Source organism: Shinella sp. GW835-FHT14H05 (assembly GCF_058793575.1).
In genome coordinates, this window is the sequence record NZ_JBXAFY010000003.1 from 189,594 (window position 1) to 204,313 (window position 14,720).

Below are 14,720 nucleotides of genomic sequence, written 5' to 3' on the forward strand. Positions count from 1 at the left end.
GCATGGCTGCACCGATCATCCGCATCGACAACATCACGAAGCGCTACGGCCCGCTGACCGTGCTCGACGGGTTGTCGATGGAGGTGCTGCCGGGCGAAAAACTCGCGCTCATCGGCCCGTCCGGTTCCGGCAAGACGACGATCCTGCGCATCCTGATGACGCTGGAGACGATCAGCGGCGGCCATATCCAGGTCGACGGCGACCAGCTTTACCACATGCCGAAGAACGGCAGCCTTGCGCCGGCCGACGAGCGCCACCTGCATCGAATGCGCGAGAAGATCGGCATGGTCTTCCAGCACTTCAATCTCTTCCCGCACAAATGCGTGCTCGACAATGTCACGCTCGCGCCGATGCTGACCAAGGGTGTGGCGCGGGCGGCGGCTGAGAAGCGGGCGATGGAGCTTCTCGACATGGTGGGCCTCGCCGACAAGGCGAAGAACATGCCCGCCCAATTGTCCGGCGGACAGAAGCAGCGTGTCGCCATCGCCCGCGCCCTCGCGCTCTCGCCCAAGATCATGCTGTTCGACGAGGTCACCTCCGCGCTCGATCCCGAGCTTGTCGAGGAGGTGCTGAACGTCATGCGCAAGCTCGCCGCCGAGACCGACATGACCATGCTGCTCGTCACCCACGAAATGGGTTTTGCGCACGATTTCGCCGACCGCGTGCTGTTCTTCGATCGCGGCAAGATCGTCGAGGAAGGCAAGCCGGACGACATTTTTACCCATCCCAAGCAGGAGCGCACGCAAAGCTTCCTGCGCAAGATCATCGCGGCAGGGCACCGCGTCTGAGGGCGTAGAAACCTCAAGAGAATTGCTCCAAGCAACAACCAGAGGAGTTCGGAACAATGAAGAGCAGACATTTTTGGAACATGGCCGCGGGTGCAAGCGCACTGATGGCAATCGTCGCCGCAGCCCCGGCTTCGGCCGATGACGGCAAGCTTGCGGAGCTGAAGGAACAGGGTTTCGCCCGCGTCGCCATCGCCAACGAGCCGCCGTTCACGGCAGTCGCCGCTGACGGCAAGGTTTCGGGTGCAGCTCCCGACGTCGCCCGCGAGGTCTTCAAGCGCCTCGGCGTTGCGGACATCGTCGCGTCGATCTCGGAATATGGCGCGATGATCCCCGGCCTCCAGGCCGGCCGCCACGACGTCATCACCGCCGGCCTCTTCATGAAGCCGGAGCGGTGCGCCGCCGTCTCCTATTCGGAGCCGATCCTCTGCGATGCTGAAGCCTTTGCGCTGAAGAAGGGCAACCCGCTCGGCCTCAAGAGCTACAAGGACATCGCCGACAATCCGGATGCCAAGATCGGCGCGCCGGGCGGCGGCACGGAAGAAAAGCTGGCGCTCGAGGCCGGCGTGCCGCGCGACCGCGTCATCGTGGTGCCGGATGGCCAGAGCGGCCTGAAGATGTTGCAGGACGGCCGTATTGACGTCTATTCGCTGCCGGTGCTGTCGATCAACGACCTCGTTTCCAAGGCAAGCGACCCGAATGTCGAGGTCGTGGCCCCGGTCGAAGGCGCCCCGGTCTATTGCGACGGCGCCGCCTTCAAGAAGGGCGACGAGGCGCTGCGCGATGCCTTCGACGTCGAACTCGCCAAGCTGAAGGAATCCGGCGACTTCGCCAAGATCATCGAGCCCTACGGCTTCTCCGCCGCCGCCGCCATGTCGACGACACGCGAAAAGCTCTGCGCGGCGCAGTAAGCGTCGGCCTGCATATCGAGCACTCCCTTATGAAGGGAGTGCTCTACTTCAACCACTCTCGTACGGGAAGATGATGACCGACTGGTCCGGCTATATAGGGCTGATCCTGCAAGGCGCGCTCGTGACGCTTCAGCTCACCCTCATGGGATCGGTGCTCGCCGTCATCATGGCGTTCGTCGCCGGGCTTGGCCGCGTCAGCCGCTTCATGGCGGTCCGCGCGCTCGCCACCACCTATATCGAATTCTTCCGCGGCACCTCGATCTTCGTCCAGCTGTTCTGGGTCTATTTCGTGCTGCCCTTTGCCGGTGTCACGCTGTCGCCGCTCCAGGCCGGTGTGCTCGCGTTGGGGCTGAATGTCGGCGCCTATGGGGCGGAGGTGGTGCGCGGCGCCGTCAAGGCGATCGGCCGAGAGCAGCGTGAGGCCTGTGTGGCGCTCAACCTGACGCGCGGCCAGGCGATGCGCCATGTTATCTTGCCGCAGGCGCTGCCGCTGATGCTGCCGACCTTCGGCAACAATGCGATCGAGCTTCTGAAGGGCACGGCCGTCGTATCGCTGATCTCGCTCACCGACATGACCTTCCAGGCGCAGGTTGTGCGCGCCCAGACCGGCAGCACGCTGATCCCCTTCGCGGTGATCCTCGTGCTCTACTTCCTGATGGCGCTGGCGATCTCCACCGGCATGCGCTGGCTGGAGCGTCGCGTCACCCGCGGCCTCGATGGCGTGAGGACCTGACGATGGAATGGGACTGGAATTTCGTCTGGGAGATCATGCCGACCCTGCTCGAAGGGTTGAAGATTACCATTCTCGCCACCGTGCTCGGTGCCGCCGTCGCCGCCGTGGTCGGCCTCGTCTTCGCCATCCTGCGCATGACCGCGCCGAAGCCGATCGCGCGCGCAACCAGTTTCATCGTTGAGTTCATCCGCGGCACGCCGCTGCTCGTGCAGCTCTATTTCATCTTCTACGTGCTGCCGGATATCGGCATCCGCCTGCCGGCGCTGCTGGCCGGCGTCATCGGGCTCGGCGTGCACTACGGCACCTATGCGGCGGAAGTCTACCGCGCCGGCATCGAGAACGTGCCGCGCGGCCAGTGGGAGGCGGCGAAGGCAACGAACCTTTCCGCGCGCCAGACCTGGATCCACGTCGTCCTGCCGCAGGCCATTCCGCCGATGATCCCGGCGCTCGCCAACTACTTGATCGCCATGTTCAAGGAGACGCCGCTGCTCTCCGCCATCACCGTGCTAGAGCTGATGAACCAGGCAAAGAGCGTCGCCAACAGCAGCTATCGCTATATCGAGCCGATGACGATGGTCGGCATCTTCTTCCTGATCATGAGCCTCATCTCCGTCGTCTTCCTGCGCTGGCTGGAAGAGCGTTATGCCCGCGTGGAGGAACGCTGATGCAGAGCCTGGACCTTGCTCTCGCCTCCCGTGCGCCAAAACTCGATGACCGCCCGCTCGCAAAGCGCATCGGCCTGATCATCCTTGCCACCGACCACACGACGGAAGTGGATTTCCAGCGCATGGTGGCAAATGAGCGGATCGGCGTCTATGTCACCCGCATTCCCTATGCCAATCCGGTGACGCCGGAGAACCTGCGTGCCATGCAGCCGTCGCTGACGGCCGGCGCGGCGCTCATCCTGCCGGACGAGCCGCTCGACGTTGTGATGTATTCCTGCACCTCGGCCTCGGTCGTCATCGGCGACGCTGCTGTGAAGGCGGCGGTGAAGGCGGCCAAGCCGACTGCGGCCGTGGTGACGCCGACCGCCGCTGCGGTGTCAGGCCTGAAGGCCTTCGGTGCGAAGCGGATCTCTGTCCTGACGCCCTACACGATCGAAACCAGCAAGCCGATGGCGGACTATTTTATCGCGCTCGGTTTCGACATCGCCCGCTTCACCTGCCTCGGCCTGACGGACGATCGCGAGATGGCGCGGATTTCGCCGGCGGAAATCGTCGCCTTTGCGAAGGAGGCGACTGCGCCCGACTGCGATGCGCTCTTTATCTCCTGCACGGCTGTACGCGCGGCGGGTGTTGCGGCTGAAATCGAGGCCGCCATCGGCAAGCCGGTCGTGACCAGCAATCTTGCGACGGCCTGGGCCTGCCTGCGGCTGTGCGGCGACGATGCAGCGCGGCCGGAGCTTGGCCGGCTGATGACGCTTGCCTATCCGGGTCGGTAAGCCATGGCAAACCTTCCCGTGACATTGGCCGATATCGAACAGGCTGCCCGGCGCATCGAGGGCCGCATCCTGCGCACGCCCTTCGTGCTGTCGGCATCGCTATCCGAACGCTGCGGCGTGCCGGTGGGCCTGAAGCTCGAACACCACCAGACGACCGGCAGCTTCAAGCTGCGGGGCGCGACCAATGCCGTGCTTTCGCTTTCGCCGGAAGAGCGGGCGAGGGGCGTCGTTGCCGCCTCGACGGGCAATCACGGCCGCGCACTTGCCCATGCGGCGAAGGCCGAAGGTTCGGTCGCGACGATCTGCATGTCCCGGCTGGTGCCGGAAAACAAGGTGGCGGAAATCCGCCGGCTCGGTGCGACTGTCCGCATCGTCGGCCGGTCGCAGGACGAGGCGCAGGTCGAGGTGGACCGGCTGGTCGCCGAAGACGGCCTCGTCATGGTGCCGCCGTTCGATAATGCCGCCGTGGTGGCGGGGCAGGGGACGCTTGGCCTGGAGATCGTCGAGGCGATGCCGGATGTCGCCACCATGCTCGTGCCACTCTCGGGCGGGGGGCTTGCCGCGGGTGTGGCTGCGGCGGTGAAGGGGCGCTCGCCGAAGACGCGCGTCATCGGCCTCACGATGGAACGCGGCGCGGCGATGAAGGCGAGCCTCGATGCGGGGCGGCCAGTACAGGTCGAGGAGGTGGCGAGCCTTGCGGATTCGCTCGGCGGCGGCATCGGCCTCGACAATGCCGTGACCTTCCGCATGTGCCGCGCGCTGCTCGACGAGGTGATCCTGCTCTCCGAAGCCGAGATCGCGGCCGGCATGCGGCATGCCTATACGCAAGAATGCGAGGTGATCGAAGGAGGGGCTGCGGTCGGCATCGCGGCGCTGCTTTCGGGTCGTCTCGGCAGGCTCGACGGCCCCGTGGCCGTCATTCTTTCCGGCCGCAATGTCGACATGGGCCTGCACCAGCGGGTCATCAACGGCGAGGCCGATCCGTTTGCGGAGGACGCGGCGTGACGAAGATGAAGATACTGACCGAAGCGGACCTGCGCTGCATCGTGCCGCTCGACCTGGAGGCGATCGCCTGCGTGGAGGAGGCGTTCCACGCGCTTGCCACCAAGGCCGTCGTCATGCCGCCGATCCTCAGGCTCGACATGCCGGAGCAGCGGGCGGAGGTGGACGTGAAGACCGCCTATGTGCCCGGCCTCGATGGTTTTGCCATAAAAATCAGTCCCGGCTTCTTCGACAATCCGAAGATCGGCCTGCCGAGCACCAATGGCCTGATGGTGCTGTTTTCGACGAAGACCGGCCTCGTGCAGGCCTTGCTGCTCGACAACGGCTACCTGACGGATGTGCGCACGGCCGCCGCCGGTGCCGTTGCAGCGCGATACCTTTCGCGCACGGACGCGTCGGTCGCCGCCATTTTCGGCGCCGGCATGCAGGCGAAGCTGCAACTGGAAGCGCTGAGCCTTGTTCGCCCGATCCGCGAAGCCCGCATCTGGGCGAGGGATGAAGCGAAGGCCGAGGAGGCTGCGGCGGAGCTGGCGCTGAAGCTGGGCTTCCCCGTACGGGCGCAAACCGATGGTCGGGCGGCGGTCGATGGGGCGGATGTCATCGTCACCACCACGCCCTCCGAAACGCCGATCCTCAAGGCCGAATGGCTGCAGCCGGGCCAGCATATCACCGCCATGGGCTCGGATGCCGAGCACAAGAACGAGATCGAGCCGGCGGCCATTACCGGCGCCGGCCTCTATGTCGCCGACAGCCTGAAGCAGACGCGCCGGCTCGGCGAATTGCACCATGCCATCGAGGCGGGGCTTGTCACCGAAGGCACCACCTTCCCCGAACTCGGCGAGATCATCGCCGGGCGCAAACCGGGCCGCAGCGGCCCCGAGCAGATCACCGTGGCGGATCTCACCGGCACGGGCATCCAGGACACGGCCATCGCAACGCTTGCCGCCGCCCGCGCGGCTGCGGCGGGTGCCGGCACGACCTTCGAGAGTTGAGACCGGCTTTTCGCCGGGTATAGAGGAAACACCGATGAAACAAGCGAACCTGAAGTTCTCACTTCCGGAGTATGAAACGCGCCTTGAAAAGACGCGGAAGGCCATGGAGGCCAAGGGCATCGACGTGCTGATCTGTAGCGATCCGTCGAACATGAACTGGCTGACGGGCTATGACGGCTGGTCCTTCTATGTGCACCAGTGCGTCGTCGTGCCGCCGACCGGCGAGCCGATCTGGTATGGCCGCGGCCAGGATGCCACCGGCGCGAAGTTCACCGCCTATCTCAAACACGAGAATATCATCGGCTATCCGGACCACTACGTGCAGTCCACCGAGCGCCACCCGATGGATTACCTCTCGGCCAAGCTCACCGAACGCGGCCTCGATAAGCTGACGATCGGCGTCGAGATGGACAATTACTGGTTTTCCGCCGCCGCCTTCGCCTCGCTCACAAAACACCTGCCGAATGCCCGCTTTGTCGATGCGACCGCGCTCGTCAACTGGCAGCGCGCGGTGAAAAGCGAGACGGAAATCAAGTACATGCGCAATGCAGCGCGTATCGTGGAGGCCATGCACCAGCGCATCTTCGACAAGATCGAGGTCGGCATGCGCAAATGCGACCTGGTGGCCGAAATCTATGACGCCGGCACGCGCGGCGTCGATGGCATCGGCGGCGATTATCCGGCGATCGTGCCGCTGCTGCCGTCGGGCGTCGAGGCCTCCGCGCCGCATCTCACCTGGGACGACCGGCCGATGAAATCCGGCGAGGGCACCTTCTTCGAGATCGCCGGCTGCTACCATCGTTACCACGTGCCGCTGTCGCGCACCGTCTTCCTCGGCAAGCCGACGCAGGCCTTCATCGATGCCGAAAAGGCGACGCTCGAAGGCATGGAGGCGGGGCTTGCGGTCGCAAAGCCGGGCAATACCTGCGAGGACATCGCCAATGCCTTCTTCGGCGTGCTGAAGAAATACGGAATCGTGAAGGACAACCGCACGGGCTACGGCATCGGCGTTTCCTACCCGCCGGACTGGGGCGAGCGCACGATGAGCCTGCGCCCCGGTGACAAGAGCGAGCTCAAGCCCGGCATGACCTTCCATTTCATGACCGGCCTCTGGCTGGAAGACATGGGTTTCGAGACGACGGAAAGCATCCTCATCACCGAGACCGGTGTCGAGTGCCTGGCCAATGTGCCGCGCAAGCTTCTCGTGAAGGACTGAGCCATGCGTGCTTCTCCGATCAGCCCCACGGTCGATTTTTCGGCCGAGGGTGTGCAGCACGGCTTTTTGCGCCTGCCCTACAGCCGGGACGATTCTGCCTGGGGCTCGGTGATGATCCCGGTGACGGTGATAAAAAACGGGGAGGGGCCGACGGCCCTTCTCACCGGCGGCAACCATGGCGACGAATATGAAGGGCCGATCGCGCTCTTCGATCTCGCGCGCACGCTGAAGGCGGAGGATGTGTCCGGCTGCGTCATCATCGTTCCGGCGATGAACTATCCCGCCTTCCTTGCCGGCACGCGCACCTCGCCGATCGACAAGGGCAACATGAACCGCAGTTTTCCGGGCGCGCCGGATGGCACGGTCACGCCAAAGATCGCCGATTATTTCCAGCGCACGCTGCTGCCGCTCGCCGATATCGTGCTCGACTTCCATTCGGGCGGCAAGACGCTGGATTTCCTGCCCTTCTGCGCCGCGCATATTCTCTCTGACAAGGCGCAGGAAGCAAAGGCCTTCGACCTCGTCAGCGCCTTCGGCGCGCCCTGGTCGATGAAAATGCTGGAGATCGACGCCGTCGGCATGTACGACACGGTGGCCGAGGAGATGGGCAAGGTCTTCATCACCACCGAACTCGGCGGCGGCGGTACGGCGACCGCAAAGAGCGCTGGCATCGCCAAGACCGGCGTCTCGAATGTGCTGAAGGCGGCTGGGATCCTGAAGGGCTCGGTCGAGGCCACGGACACGACCTGGCTCGACATGCCGGACGGCAATTGTTTCTCCTTCGCCGAAGACGGTGGGCTGATCGAGCCGCTCTACGATCTCGGCGACCGGGTGAAGAATGGCGACGTCGTCGCCCGCATCTACCCGGTCGGGCGCACGGGCGTGGCTCCTCTGGAGGTGAAGGCGAAGATGGACGGCATTCTCGCTGCCCGCCACTTCCCCGGCCTCGTCAAGTCCGGCGACTGTGTCAGCGTGCTGGCTGATATCGTCGACTGACGGCTACCAGCCGGCAAACTCTGCGAGAAGGCTTTCGTCGACGCGCCCTGCCGCGACGTCGGCGAGCGCCTGATCGAGGATGGCGACGCCCTCCTGTGCCTGGTTTTCGGTGAGCGTCAGGGGCGGGGTGAATTCCAGCACGTTGGAGCGGACCCCGACGTAGTAGAGCACGAGGCCGAGCTGGAAGGCACGGTAGACGGTGAGCGCCGTCTGCCGCGCGGCCGGTTCGCGGGTTGTGCGGTCGGTGACGAGCTCGACGCCGAGCGCGAGGCCACGGCCGCGTACATTTCCGATGAGGGAATGGCGGGCGGCGAGGCGGTTGAGCGCTTCGCGCAGTACATTGCCGGTTCGCTCTGCGTTCTGCACCAGATGGTCGCGCTCGATCGTTTGCAGGACGGCGAGAGCGGCGGCCGCGCAGACCGGGTTACCGTGCACCGTTTGTAGCGAGAAGGCGACGGCGTGGTTCAGGATGGCTTCCGGGCCGACCACCGCCGAGATCGGCAGGCCGCCGCCAAGGCCCTTGCCGAAGACGACGATGTCCGGCTCGATATCGGAATGTTCGAAGGCGTGGAAGCGGCCGCTGCGGCCAAGGCCGACCTTCACCTCGTCGGAGACGAGCAATATGCCGTGTTTACGGCAGAGTGTTTCCACCGCCTTGAAGTAACCGTCCGGCGGCACCAGCATGCCGCCGTCCGACTGGATCGGCTCGATGAAGAAGGCGGCGACCTCTTCCGGCGGCACCTCGGTTGCGAAAAGGGTTTCGAGATGGGAGAGGGCTGCGTCCTTCGCGGCCTCGGGGCTGCCGGCGGCATAGCTGTTCGGGTAGGGCACCAGCGTCAAGCCCTCGGCCCTTGTGCCCTGCTGTGAAGGATGGCCGGAGACGGCCATCGAGCCGACGGTGCCGCCGTGATAGGCGCCGCTGAAGGCGAGGATACGCGGCCGGCCGGTGGCGGCCACCACCATGCGGGCCACCGTCTCATTGGCGTCCGAGCCGGAATGGCCGAACCAGACCCGGCCGCGGGCACGCTCCGGCACCAGCGAGAGCAGCTTTTCGGCAAGCAGCACGCAGGGCTCGTTGGCGGTCGAGAGGTAGCTCGCGCCCGCCTGGTCGGAGAGCGCGCGGTTGACGGCCTCGCGGACAGCGGGATGCGAATGGCCGAGGCTTGCCGCCCCCCAGGAGGCGGCGAAGTCGAGAAGCTGCCGTCCGTCGTCTCCCGTCAGATAGGCGCCGCTGCCGCCGACGACCGCCTGCGGAAAGAACCGCAGGTGCGCCATGGTGGAGACGGATCGGCTTTCGCGGGCGTAGAGACCGGACATGGCGCGTTTCCTCGTTTATTTGAAGAAGGTGATGACCTCGTCGAGCTGGACGACATGGCAGTAGATCATGTTTATGATCTCCAGTTCCCGCTTGTGCAGCTCGTCCGTCGCCGCAGCACCGCAATCGTCGACGACGACCACGCCGAAGCTTTCGTCGGCGAGGCTGCGCACGGTCGAGGAGACGCACTGGTCGGTGAAGATGCCGCAGCAGATGACGTCCTTGATACCCATATTATGCAGGATGAGGCGCAGGTTCGTGCCGGTCAGCGCGCTGTCGGTCGTCTTGGTGATGACGATCTCGTCGGGTCGCGGTTCCAGTTCCGGCACGACCTGGCCTTCCGGCAATTCCTTCGGCAGCAGCAGGTAGTTGAAGCCCGGCTTCTTCTGGCTCAGCGACCGGTCGCGGCCGTCCGGCTTCTGGCAGGCGATGCGGGCGTAGATGACCTCCACCTTGCGCTTGCGGCATTCGTCGATCAGGCGCGCGGTGTTGGGGATCACCGTTCCGCGCATGCGGTCGTAGAAAGGCTGCCAGCGGGCGGTTTCTTCCCGCGTGTCCTTCGGGTCGAGATAGGTGTTCTGCATGTCGATGACGAGGAGCGCCGTCGTTTCCGGATCGAGCACGATATCGTCCGGCTCGTCGGCATTGGCGTAATAGAAGGAGCGGTAGGCGGTCTTCCAGGTCATGGGGCGGTTTCCTTCTTGCGGCGGGCGCGGGTGAGGATGTGGCCGATCTCGCGGTTGGGGAAGAGACCGCCGGGTTTCAGGATCATTACGGCGATCATGGCGAGCGCTAGCACGATTTCGGTAAGCCCGATGACCTGGCCGGCGCCGAAGGACGTGGCGTTGAGCGCGCCCTCGGTGCTGCGCAGGCCCTCATAGGCGACGGTGATCAGCACCGTGCCAGCGACGGCGCCCGTCACCGTGTTTGCTCCGCCGATCACCAGCATGGTGATGATCAGGAAGGTCTCCTTGAGATAGAAGGCTTTTGGCGCAAAGGACGTGATGAAGTGGCCCCAGAGCGCGCCGCCGATGCCGGCGATGAAGGCGGCGAGAATGAAGGCGCGCCAGCGCAGGTGCGGAATGTTGGCGCCGAGCGCTGCCGCGGCCACCTCGTCCTCGCGGGAGGCGCGCAGCAGCTTGCCGGTGCGCGATTCCTTGAAGAGCAGGGCCACGATGACGACGATGCCGGCGACGATGGCGGCGATCGGCATGTCCGTCGTCTTCGGCAGGCCGAAGAGCGTGCGCGGGCCGTTGGTGAAGGCGCTCCAGTTGTTCATGACCGTGTAAAGCACGACGAGCAGCGCGAAGGAGGTGATGACCGACGCGGCATCCGAAAGCCGCATCAAGGGGTAGGCGACGACGGCCGCCACCGCCGCCGCCAGCACGCCGGCTGCCAGCATGGCAAGCAGCGGCGAGACTTCCACGACCTTCATGAACTCATAGAGATCGGGCAGCGCCATGCCCTTCATCTGTGCCGGAATGGTGAGCACGGCGGAGGTATAGGCGCCAAGCCCCATGAAGCCGATATGGGCGAAGGAGAGCAGGCCGGAATTGCCCATGAAGGTCTGCAGGCCGACGACGAGCACCAGCGAGATCAAGAGGTTGGTGGCGATGCGGTCGTAGAGGCGGATGCCGAGCAACTGGCTGCCGACGCCGATGACGACAATGACGGCGATGAGGATGAGGGCGGTGAGATAGGAATGTTTCATGGGTTCCGCTCCTCAGGTCCGCTGGCCGCTGGCCGGACCCTTGATGAGGCCTTGCGGGCGCCAGAGCAGGATCAGGATGACGAGGCTGAAGGTGAAGGCGTCGCGGAACTTCAAAAGATCCTGCGACAGGGTGTAGTTGAGTGTCGTATCGATCAGCGCTAGCAGGAAGCCGCCGACAACCGCGCCGGGCAGGCTGCGCATGCCGCCGATGACGGTGGCGATGAAGGCGACGAGCAGCGGTTCCAGTCCGACGCCCGGCACGACCGTGCCGATGCGGCCGATCCAGAGAATGCCGACGACGCCGGCCAGAAAGCCGGAGAGTGCGAAGGCCGACGAGATGATGAGGTTTGCCGGCACTCCCAGCATGCGCGCCATGGTGAAGTTGGTGGCGGCGGCGCGCATGGCGATGCCGAGCGTCGTCCTGCGCATCAGGAAGGCGACGGCGGCGAGCAGCACGATGGAGGCGGCAATCGTGATGAGGTTGCGCACCGGGGTGATGGCGCCGCCGATCGTGACGGTCTGCGAGAAGATTTCCGGCAGCGGCACGTTGCGCGGGCGCGGCGAGATGAAGAGCAGGGCCGCGTTCTGCAACAGGTTGGAGAAGGCGAAGGAGGTGATCAGCACCGCCGTTACCGACTTGGCGCGCACCGGGCGGAAGGCGACGTAGTCGGTGAGGATGCCGAAGACGATCGCCATGACAACGGCGAGCACCGCCATGATGATCCACGGCAGGCCGGAGCCGCTGGCGAGGAACATCGTGTAGCCGGCAACCATGATGAGTTCGCCATAGGCGAAATTCACCAGCCGCAGAATGCCGTAGACGATGACGAGGCCGAGCGCCATCAGGGCGTATGCGCCGCCAAGGCTGAGCACGTCGATGGTGAACTGGATCGCGAAAGCCATGGGTCAGCCTCCCAGATAATGCGCGCTGAGATCGCTTGTCGCGCGGATCTCGTCGGCCGTGCCGGATGTGACGATCGCGCCGAGCCGCATGACATAGGCGCGGTCGGCGACGGCGAGCGCCTGGTTCACGTTCTGCTCGACGAGCAGGATGGTGAGGCCGGATTTTTTCAGCGTCTCGATCATCTCGAAGATGCGCTCGACGATGGCCGGCGCAAGGCCGAGCGAGGGCTCGTCGAGCAGCAGCACGGTGGGGCGCGACATCAGCGCGCGGGCGATGACGAGCATCTGCTGCTCGCCGCCGGACAGCGTGCCGGCCGGCTGGTGCGAGCGTTCGGCAAGGCGCGGGAACAGCGTGTGCAGGCGCTCAAGGTTCTCGCGGTTGCCGGCCTGGTCGCGGCGGTGGATATAGGCACCAAGCATGAGGTTTTCGGCGACCGTCAGGTCCGGGAAGACATCGCGGGTTTCCGGCACGGTGGCGAGGCCGGCGCGCACCACCTGTTCGGGGCTCGCCGCCGTGATGTCCTTGCCTTCGAGCGTAATGGAGCCGCCGGACGCCTTCAGCGCGCCGGCGATGCATTTGATGGTCGAGGATTTGCCCGCGCCATTGGCGCCGAGCAGGCTCACCAGCTCGCCCTTGCCGACGGTGAAGCTGATGCCGCGCACCGCGCGGATCGTGCCGTAGCTGACGGAGAGGTCACGCACATCAAGCATGGACCGCTCCCTTGCCGAGATAGGCCTCGATGACGGCCGGGTGGCTGCGCACATGGGCGGCGTCGCCTTCCGCGATGGTGCGGCCGGTGGCAAGCACATGCAGCCTGTGGCAGAGACGCATGATCAGCCCCATGTCGTGATCGATGATGAGGAGGCCGAGGCCGCGTGTTTTCGGCAGCTCGGACAGCGTGTGCAGCAGGGTCTCGGTCTCCGCGTCGTTCATGCCGGCCGCCGGTTCGTCGAGCAACAGGAAACGAGGTTCGGCGGCGAGCGCACGGGCGATTTCCACACGGCGCTTGTCGCCATAGCTGAGGCTTTCGCCGAGCTCGTCGGCCTTGGCGGCAAGGCCGAGTTCGTTGAGCACTCCCTTTGCGCGCTCGGTGGCAACCGCAAGCGAGGCACCCTTCGCGAGCGCTGCGGCCTCGACATTTTCCAGCACCGTCATCGTGTTGAACAGGCGGACGATCTGGAACGAGCGGCTGACGCCTTGCAGCGCGATTTCGCGCGGCGAGAGGCCCGAGAGCCTAGTGTCGCCGGCGGTGATCGTGCCGCCCGCCAGCTTCACCTGGCCGGTGATCGCATTGATGAGCGTCGTCTTGCCGGAGCCGTTCGGCCCGATGAGGCCGACGACCTCGCCGGTCGAGACGGAGAGGGACACATGGTCGAGGGCGCGAAGGCCGGTGAATTCCACCGACACGTCGTTTACCGCGAGGCGCGTTTCAGACATGGCTTTCCCGATAGTAATGGGCCGGCCACAAGGCCGGCCCGCAGGCAGGGGCGATCAGGGCTTCGGCAGGGATTCCGGCTTGCGCCATCCGACGAAGGTCGGCTTGCCGCCCTTGAGCTCGATGAGGGCCGCCGCCTTGTTCGGAACGTGGCCTTCCTCGTTGGTGCCGTAGTCGAGATCGCCGGTCAAAAGCTTGAACTGGCCGTCTTCCAGCGCCTTGGCAACGGCCGCACCATCGGTCGAGCCGGCCGCCTTGATCGCCTGGGCGATCATCATGATCGTATCCCAGCCGGTCGAAACGAAGGAGGTGTCCGGGTCCTTACCGAACATCTCCTTGTAGAGGCCGATGAACTTCTCCATTTCCGGATCCGCTCCCGCGCCCATCCAGGTATGCGTGACGAAATAGACGTCGTTGCCGAACTTTTCGCCGAGCGCCTGGTGCATGGCCGGGTCGTCATAGGCATCGCCGCCGAGGATCGGCGCATCGTAGCCGACTTCGCGCAGCGCCCGGATGATCACGCCGATATCCGTGCCGTAGGACGAGACGAAGATCACGTCCGGCTTCTTGCCGAGCGCCTGGAGACGTGCGAGCTGGGCGGAAAAGTTGTTGTCGCCGTTCGTATAGGTGTCTTCGAGGATGACCTCGCCGCCATCCGCCTTGAACTGCTCGACGAAATATTTCGAGAGCGACTTGGTGTAGGCGATGAACTGGTCGGTGACGACATAGGCCGTTTTCCAGCCCTTTTCCTTGAAGGCGAAGTCGGCGGCCGTCGCACCCATCGTGGTGTTCCACATGGAGAGCGTGAACTGCTTGTCGCCGAGCGACCAGGAGGAATAGAGCGGGTCGGAGGCGCAGGTCGAGATGCCGACGAGACCGGCGGACTGTGCCTCGCGGCTGGCCGGCGAACCGAAGTCGAAGTCGCAGGGCGCGACGATGACCTGGGCGCCCTTGTCGATCAATTCGACGGCGACATTGCCGACCGTCACCGGATCGGACTTGCCGTCGATGTTGATGAACTCGATCTGCTTGCCGAGCACGCCGCCATTGTCGTTCAGGAATTTCACGGCGACCTGCGCGCCGTTATAGCCGGGCGTGTCGAGCGGGGCCTGGATGCCCGTCATCGACAGCGCGCCGCCGATCACGATCTTGTCGTCGGCGGCAAGGGCCGCGGTGGAGGCCAGCGCGAAACTCGTCGCCGCCAGAAGCAGTCTGGAAGTCTTCATCATGGTCGTTCCCCTTTTGTGGTGCCTTTTCGGCAGTGAATGGATCGGCGGTC

General features: G+C 65.0%; 16 protein-coding genes. 9 read left to right on the forward strand and 7 right to left on the reverse strand.

What is annotated here, in order from left to right; genetic code table 11:
- The first annotated feature begins 2 nt into the window (after positions 1 to 2).
- The 9 genes from ehuA (at position 3) to doeB (ending at position 8,076) form a co-directional block, all read left to right on the forward strand.
- The gene (gene ehuA / locus AC1Q6Z_RS12125; protein WP_492647990.1) at positions 3 to 788 is read left to right on the forward strand and encodes an ectoine/hydroxyectoine ABC transporter ATP-binding protein EhuA; all 786 of its coding nucleotides are present in this window, start codon (positions 3 to 5) and stop codon (positions 786 to 788) included.
- Positions 789 to 844: 56 nt separating this feature from the next.
- The gene (ehuB, locus tag AC1Q6Z_RS12130) at positions 845 to 1,696 is read left to right on the forward strand and encodes an ectoine/hydroxyectoine ABC transporter substrate-binding protein EhuB (protein ID WP_492647991.1); all 852 of its coding nucleotides are present in this window, start codon (positions 845 to 847) and stop codon (positions 1,694 to 1,696) included.
- 73 nt (positions 1,697 to 1,769) lie between these two features.
- The gene (gene ehuC / locus AC1Q6Z_RS12135; RefSeq protein WP_327509192.1) at positions 1,770 to 2,429 is read left to right on the forward strand and encodes an ectoine/hydroxyectoine ABC transporter permease subunit EhuC; all 660 of its coding nucleotides are present in this window, start codon (positions 1,770 to 1,772) and stop codon (positions 2,427 to 2,429) included.
- 2 nt (positions 2,430 to 2,431) lie between these two features.
- Positions 2,432 to 3,094: an ectoine/hydroxyectoine ABC transporter permease subunit EhuD gene (ehuD, locus tag AC1Q6Z_RS12140; RefSeq protein ID WP_256116388.1), complete on the forward strand. Its 663-nt coding sequence runs from the start codon at positions 2,432 to 2,434 to the stop codon at positions 3,092 to 3,094.
- A complete protein-coding gene (eutA, locus tag AC1Q6Z_RS12145) occupies positions 3,094 to 3,870 on the forward strand; it encodes an ectoine utilization protein EutA (RefSeq protein WP_439655479.1) in 777 nt (258 codons plus the stop codon). Before ehuD ends, eutA begins: the two co-directional genes overlap by 1 nt.
- A 3-nt stretch (positions 3,871 to 3,873) precedes the next feature.
- Entirely contained in the window at positions 3,874 to 4,875 is a 1,002-nt protein-coding gene (eutB, locus tag AC1Q6Z_RS12150; protein WP_492647992.1) for a hydroxyectoine utilization dehydratase EutB, read from the forward strand.
- Positions 4,872 to 5,864 carry an ectoine utilization protein EutC gene (gene eutC / locus AC1Q6Z_RS12155; RefSeq protein ID WP_492647993.1) on the forward strand — a complete coding sequence of 331 codons (993 nt, stop codon included), beginning with the start codon at positions 4,872 to 4,874 and terminating at the stop codon, positions 5,862 to 5,864. The genes eutB and eutC overlap by 4 nt, the downstream gene beginning before the upstream one ends.
- A gap of 34 nt (positions 5,865 to 5,898) precedes the next feature.
- On the forward strand, positions 5,899 to 7,080 hold the full coding sequence (doeA, locus tag AC1Q6Z_RS12160; protein ID WP_492647994.1) for an ectoine hydrolase DoeA: 1,182 nt from the start codon (positions 5,899 to 5,901) through the stop codon (positions 7,078 to 7,080).
- Positions 7,081 to 7,083: 3 nt separating this feature from the next.
- Positions 7,084 to 8,076, forward strand: a complete 993-nt coding sequence (gene doeB / locus AC1Q6Z_RS12165) for a N(2)-acetyl-L-2,4-diaminobutanoate deacetylase DoeB (protein ID WP_492647995.1) — start codon at positions 7,084 to 7,086, stop codon at positions 8,074 to 8,076.
- A 3-nt stretch (positions 8,077 to 8,079) separates the two neighbouring features.
- On the opposite strand, the gene AC1Q6Z_RS12170 is transcribed toward doeB, so the two are convergent.
- The 7 genes from AC1Q6Z_RS12170 to AC1Q6Z_RS12200 are packed head-to-tail and all read right to left on the reverse strand — an operon-like array spanning position 8,080 to position 14,670.
- The gene (locus AC1Q6Z_RS12170) at positions 8,080 to 9,393 is read right to left on the reverse strand and encodes an aspartate aminotransferase family protein (RefSeq protein WP_492647996.1); all 1,314 of its coding nucleotides are present in this window, start codon (positions 9,391 to 9,393) and stop codon (positions 8,080 to 8,082) included.
- A 15-nt stretch (positions 9,394 to 9,408) separates the two neighbouring features.
- A complete protein-coding gene (locus AC1Q6Z_RS12175; RefSeq protein ID WP_492647997.1) occupies positions 9,409 to 10,077 on the reverse strand; it encodes a cysteine hydrolase family protein in 669 nt (222 codons plus the stop codon).
- A complete protein-coding gene (locus AC1Q6Z_RS12180) occupies positions 10,074 to 11,102 on the reverse strand; it encodes a branched-chain amino acid ABC transporter permease (RefSeq protein ID WP_439615763.1) in 1,029 nt (342 codons plus the stop codon). Before AC1Q6Z_RS12180 ends, AC1Q6Z_RS12175 begins: the two co-directional genes overlap by 4 nt.
- A 12-nt stretch (positions 11,103 to 11,114) precedes the next feature.
- Positions 11,115 to 12,005 carry a branched-chain amino acid ABC transporter permease gene (locus tag AC1Q6Z_RS12185; RefSeq protein WP_492647998.1) on the reverse strand — a complete coding sequence of 297 codons (891 nt, stop codon included), beginning with the start codon at positions 12,003 to 12,005 and terminating at the stop codon, positions 11,115 to 11,117.
- Positions 12,006 to 12,008: 3 nt separating this feature from the next.
- Entirely contained in the window at positions 12,009 to 12,716 is a 708-nt protein-coding gene (locus AC1Q6Z_RS12190) for an ABC transporter ATP-binding protein (RefSeq protein WP_492647999.1), read from the reverse strand.
- Positions 12,709 to 13,443: an ABC transporter ATP-binding protein gene (locus AC1Q6Z_RS12195; protein ID WP_492648000.1), complete on the reverse strand. Its 735-nt coding sequence runs from the start codon at positions 13,441 to 13,443 to the stop codon at positions 12,709 to 12,711. Before AC1Q6Z_RS12195 ends, AC1Q6Z_RS12190 begins: the two co-directional genes overlap by 8 nt.
- A 54-nt stretch (positions 13,444 to 13,497) precedes the next feature.
- Positions 13,498 to 14,670 carry an ABC transporter substrate-binding protein gene (locus tag AC1Q6Z_RS12200; protein ID WP_256116402.1) on the reverse strand — a complete coding sequence of 391 codons (1,173 nt, stop codon included), beginning with the start codon at positions 14,668 to 14,670 and terminating at the stop codon, positions 13,498 to 13,500.
- Positions 14,671 to 14,720: the final 50 nt, after the last annotated feature.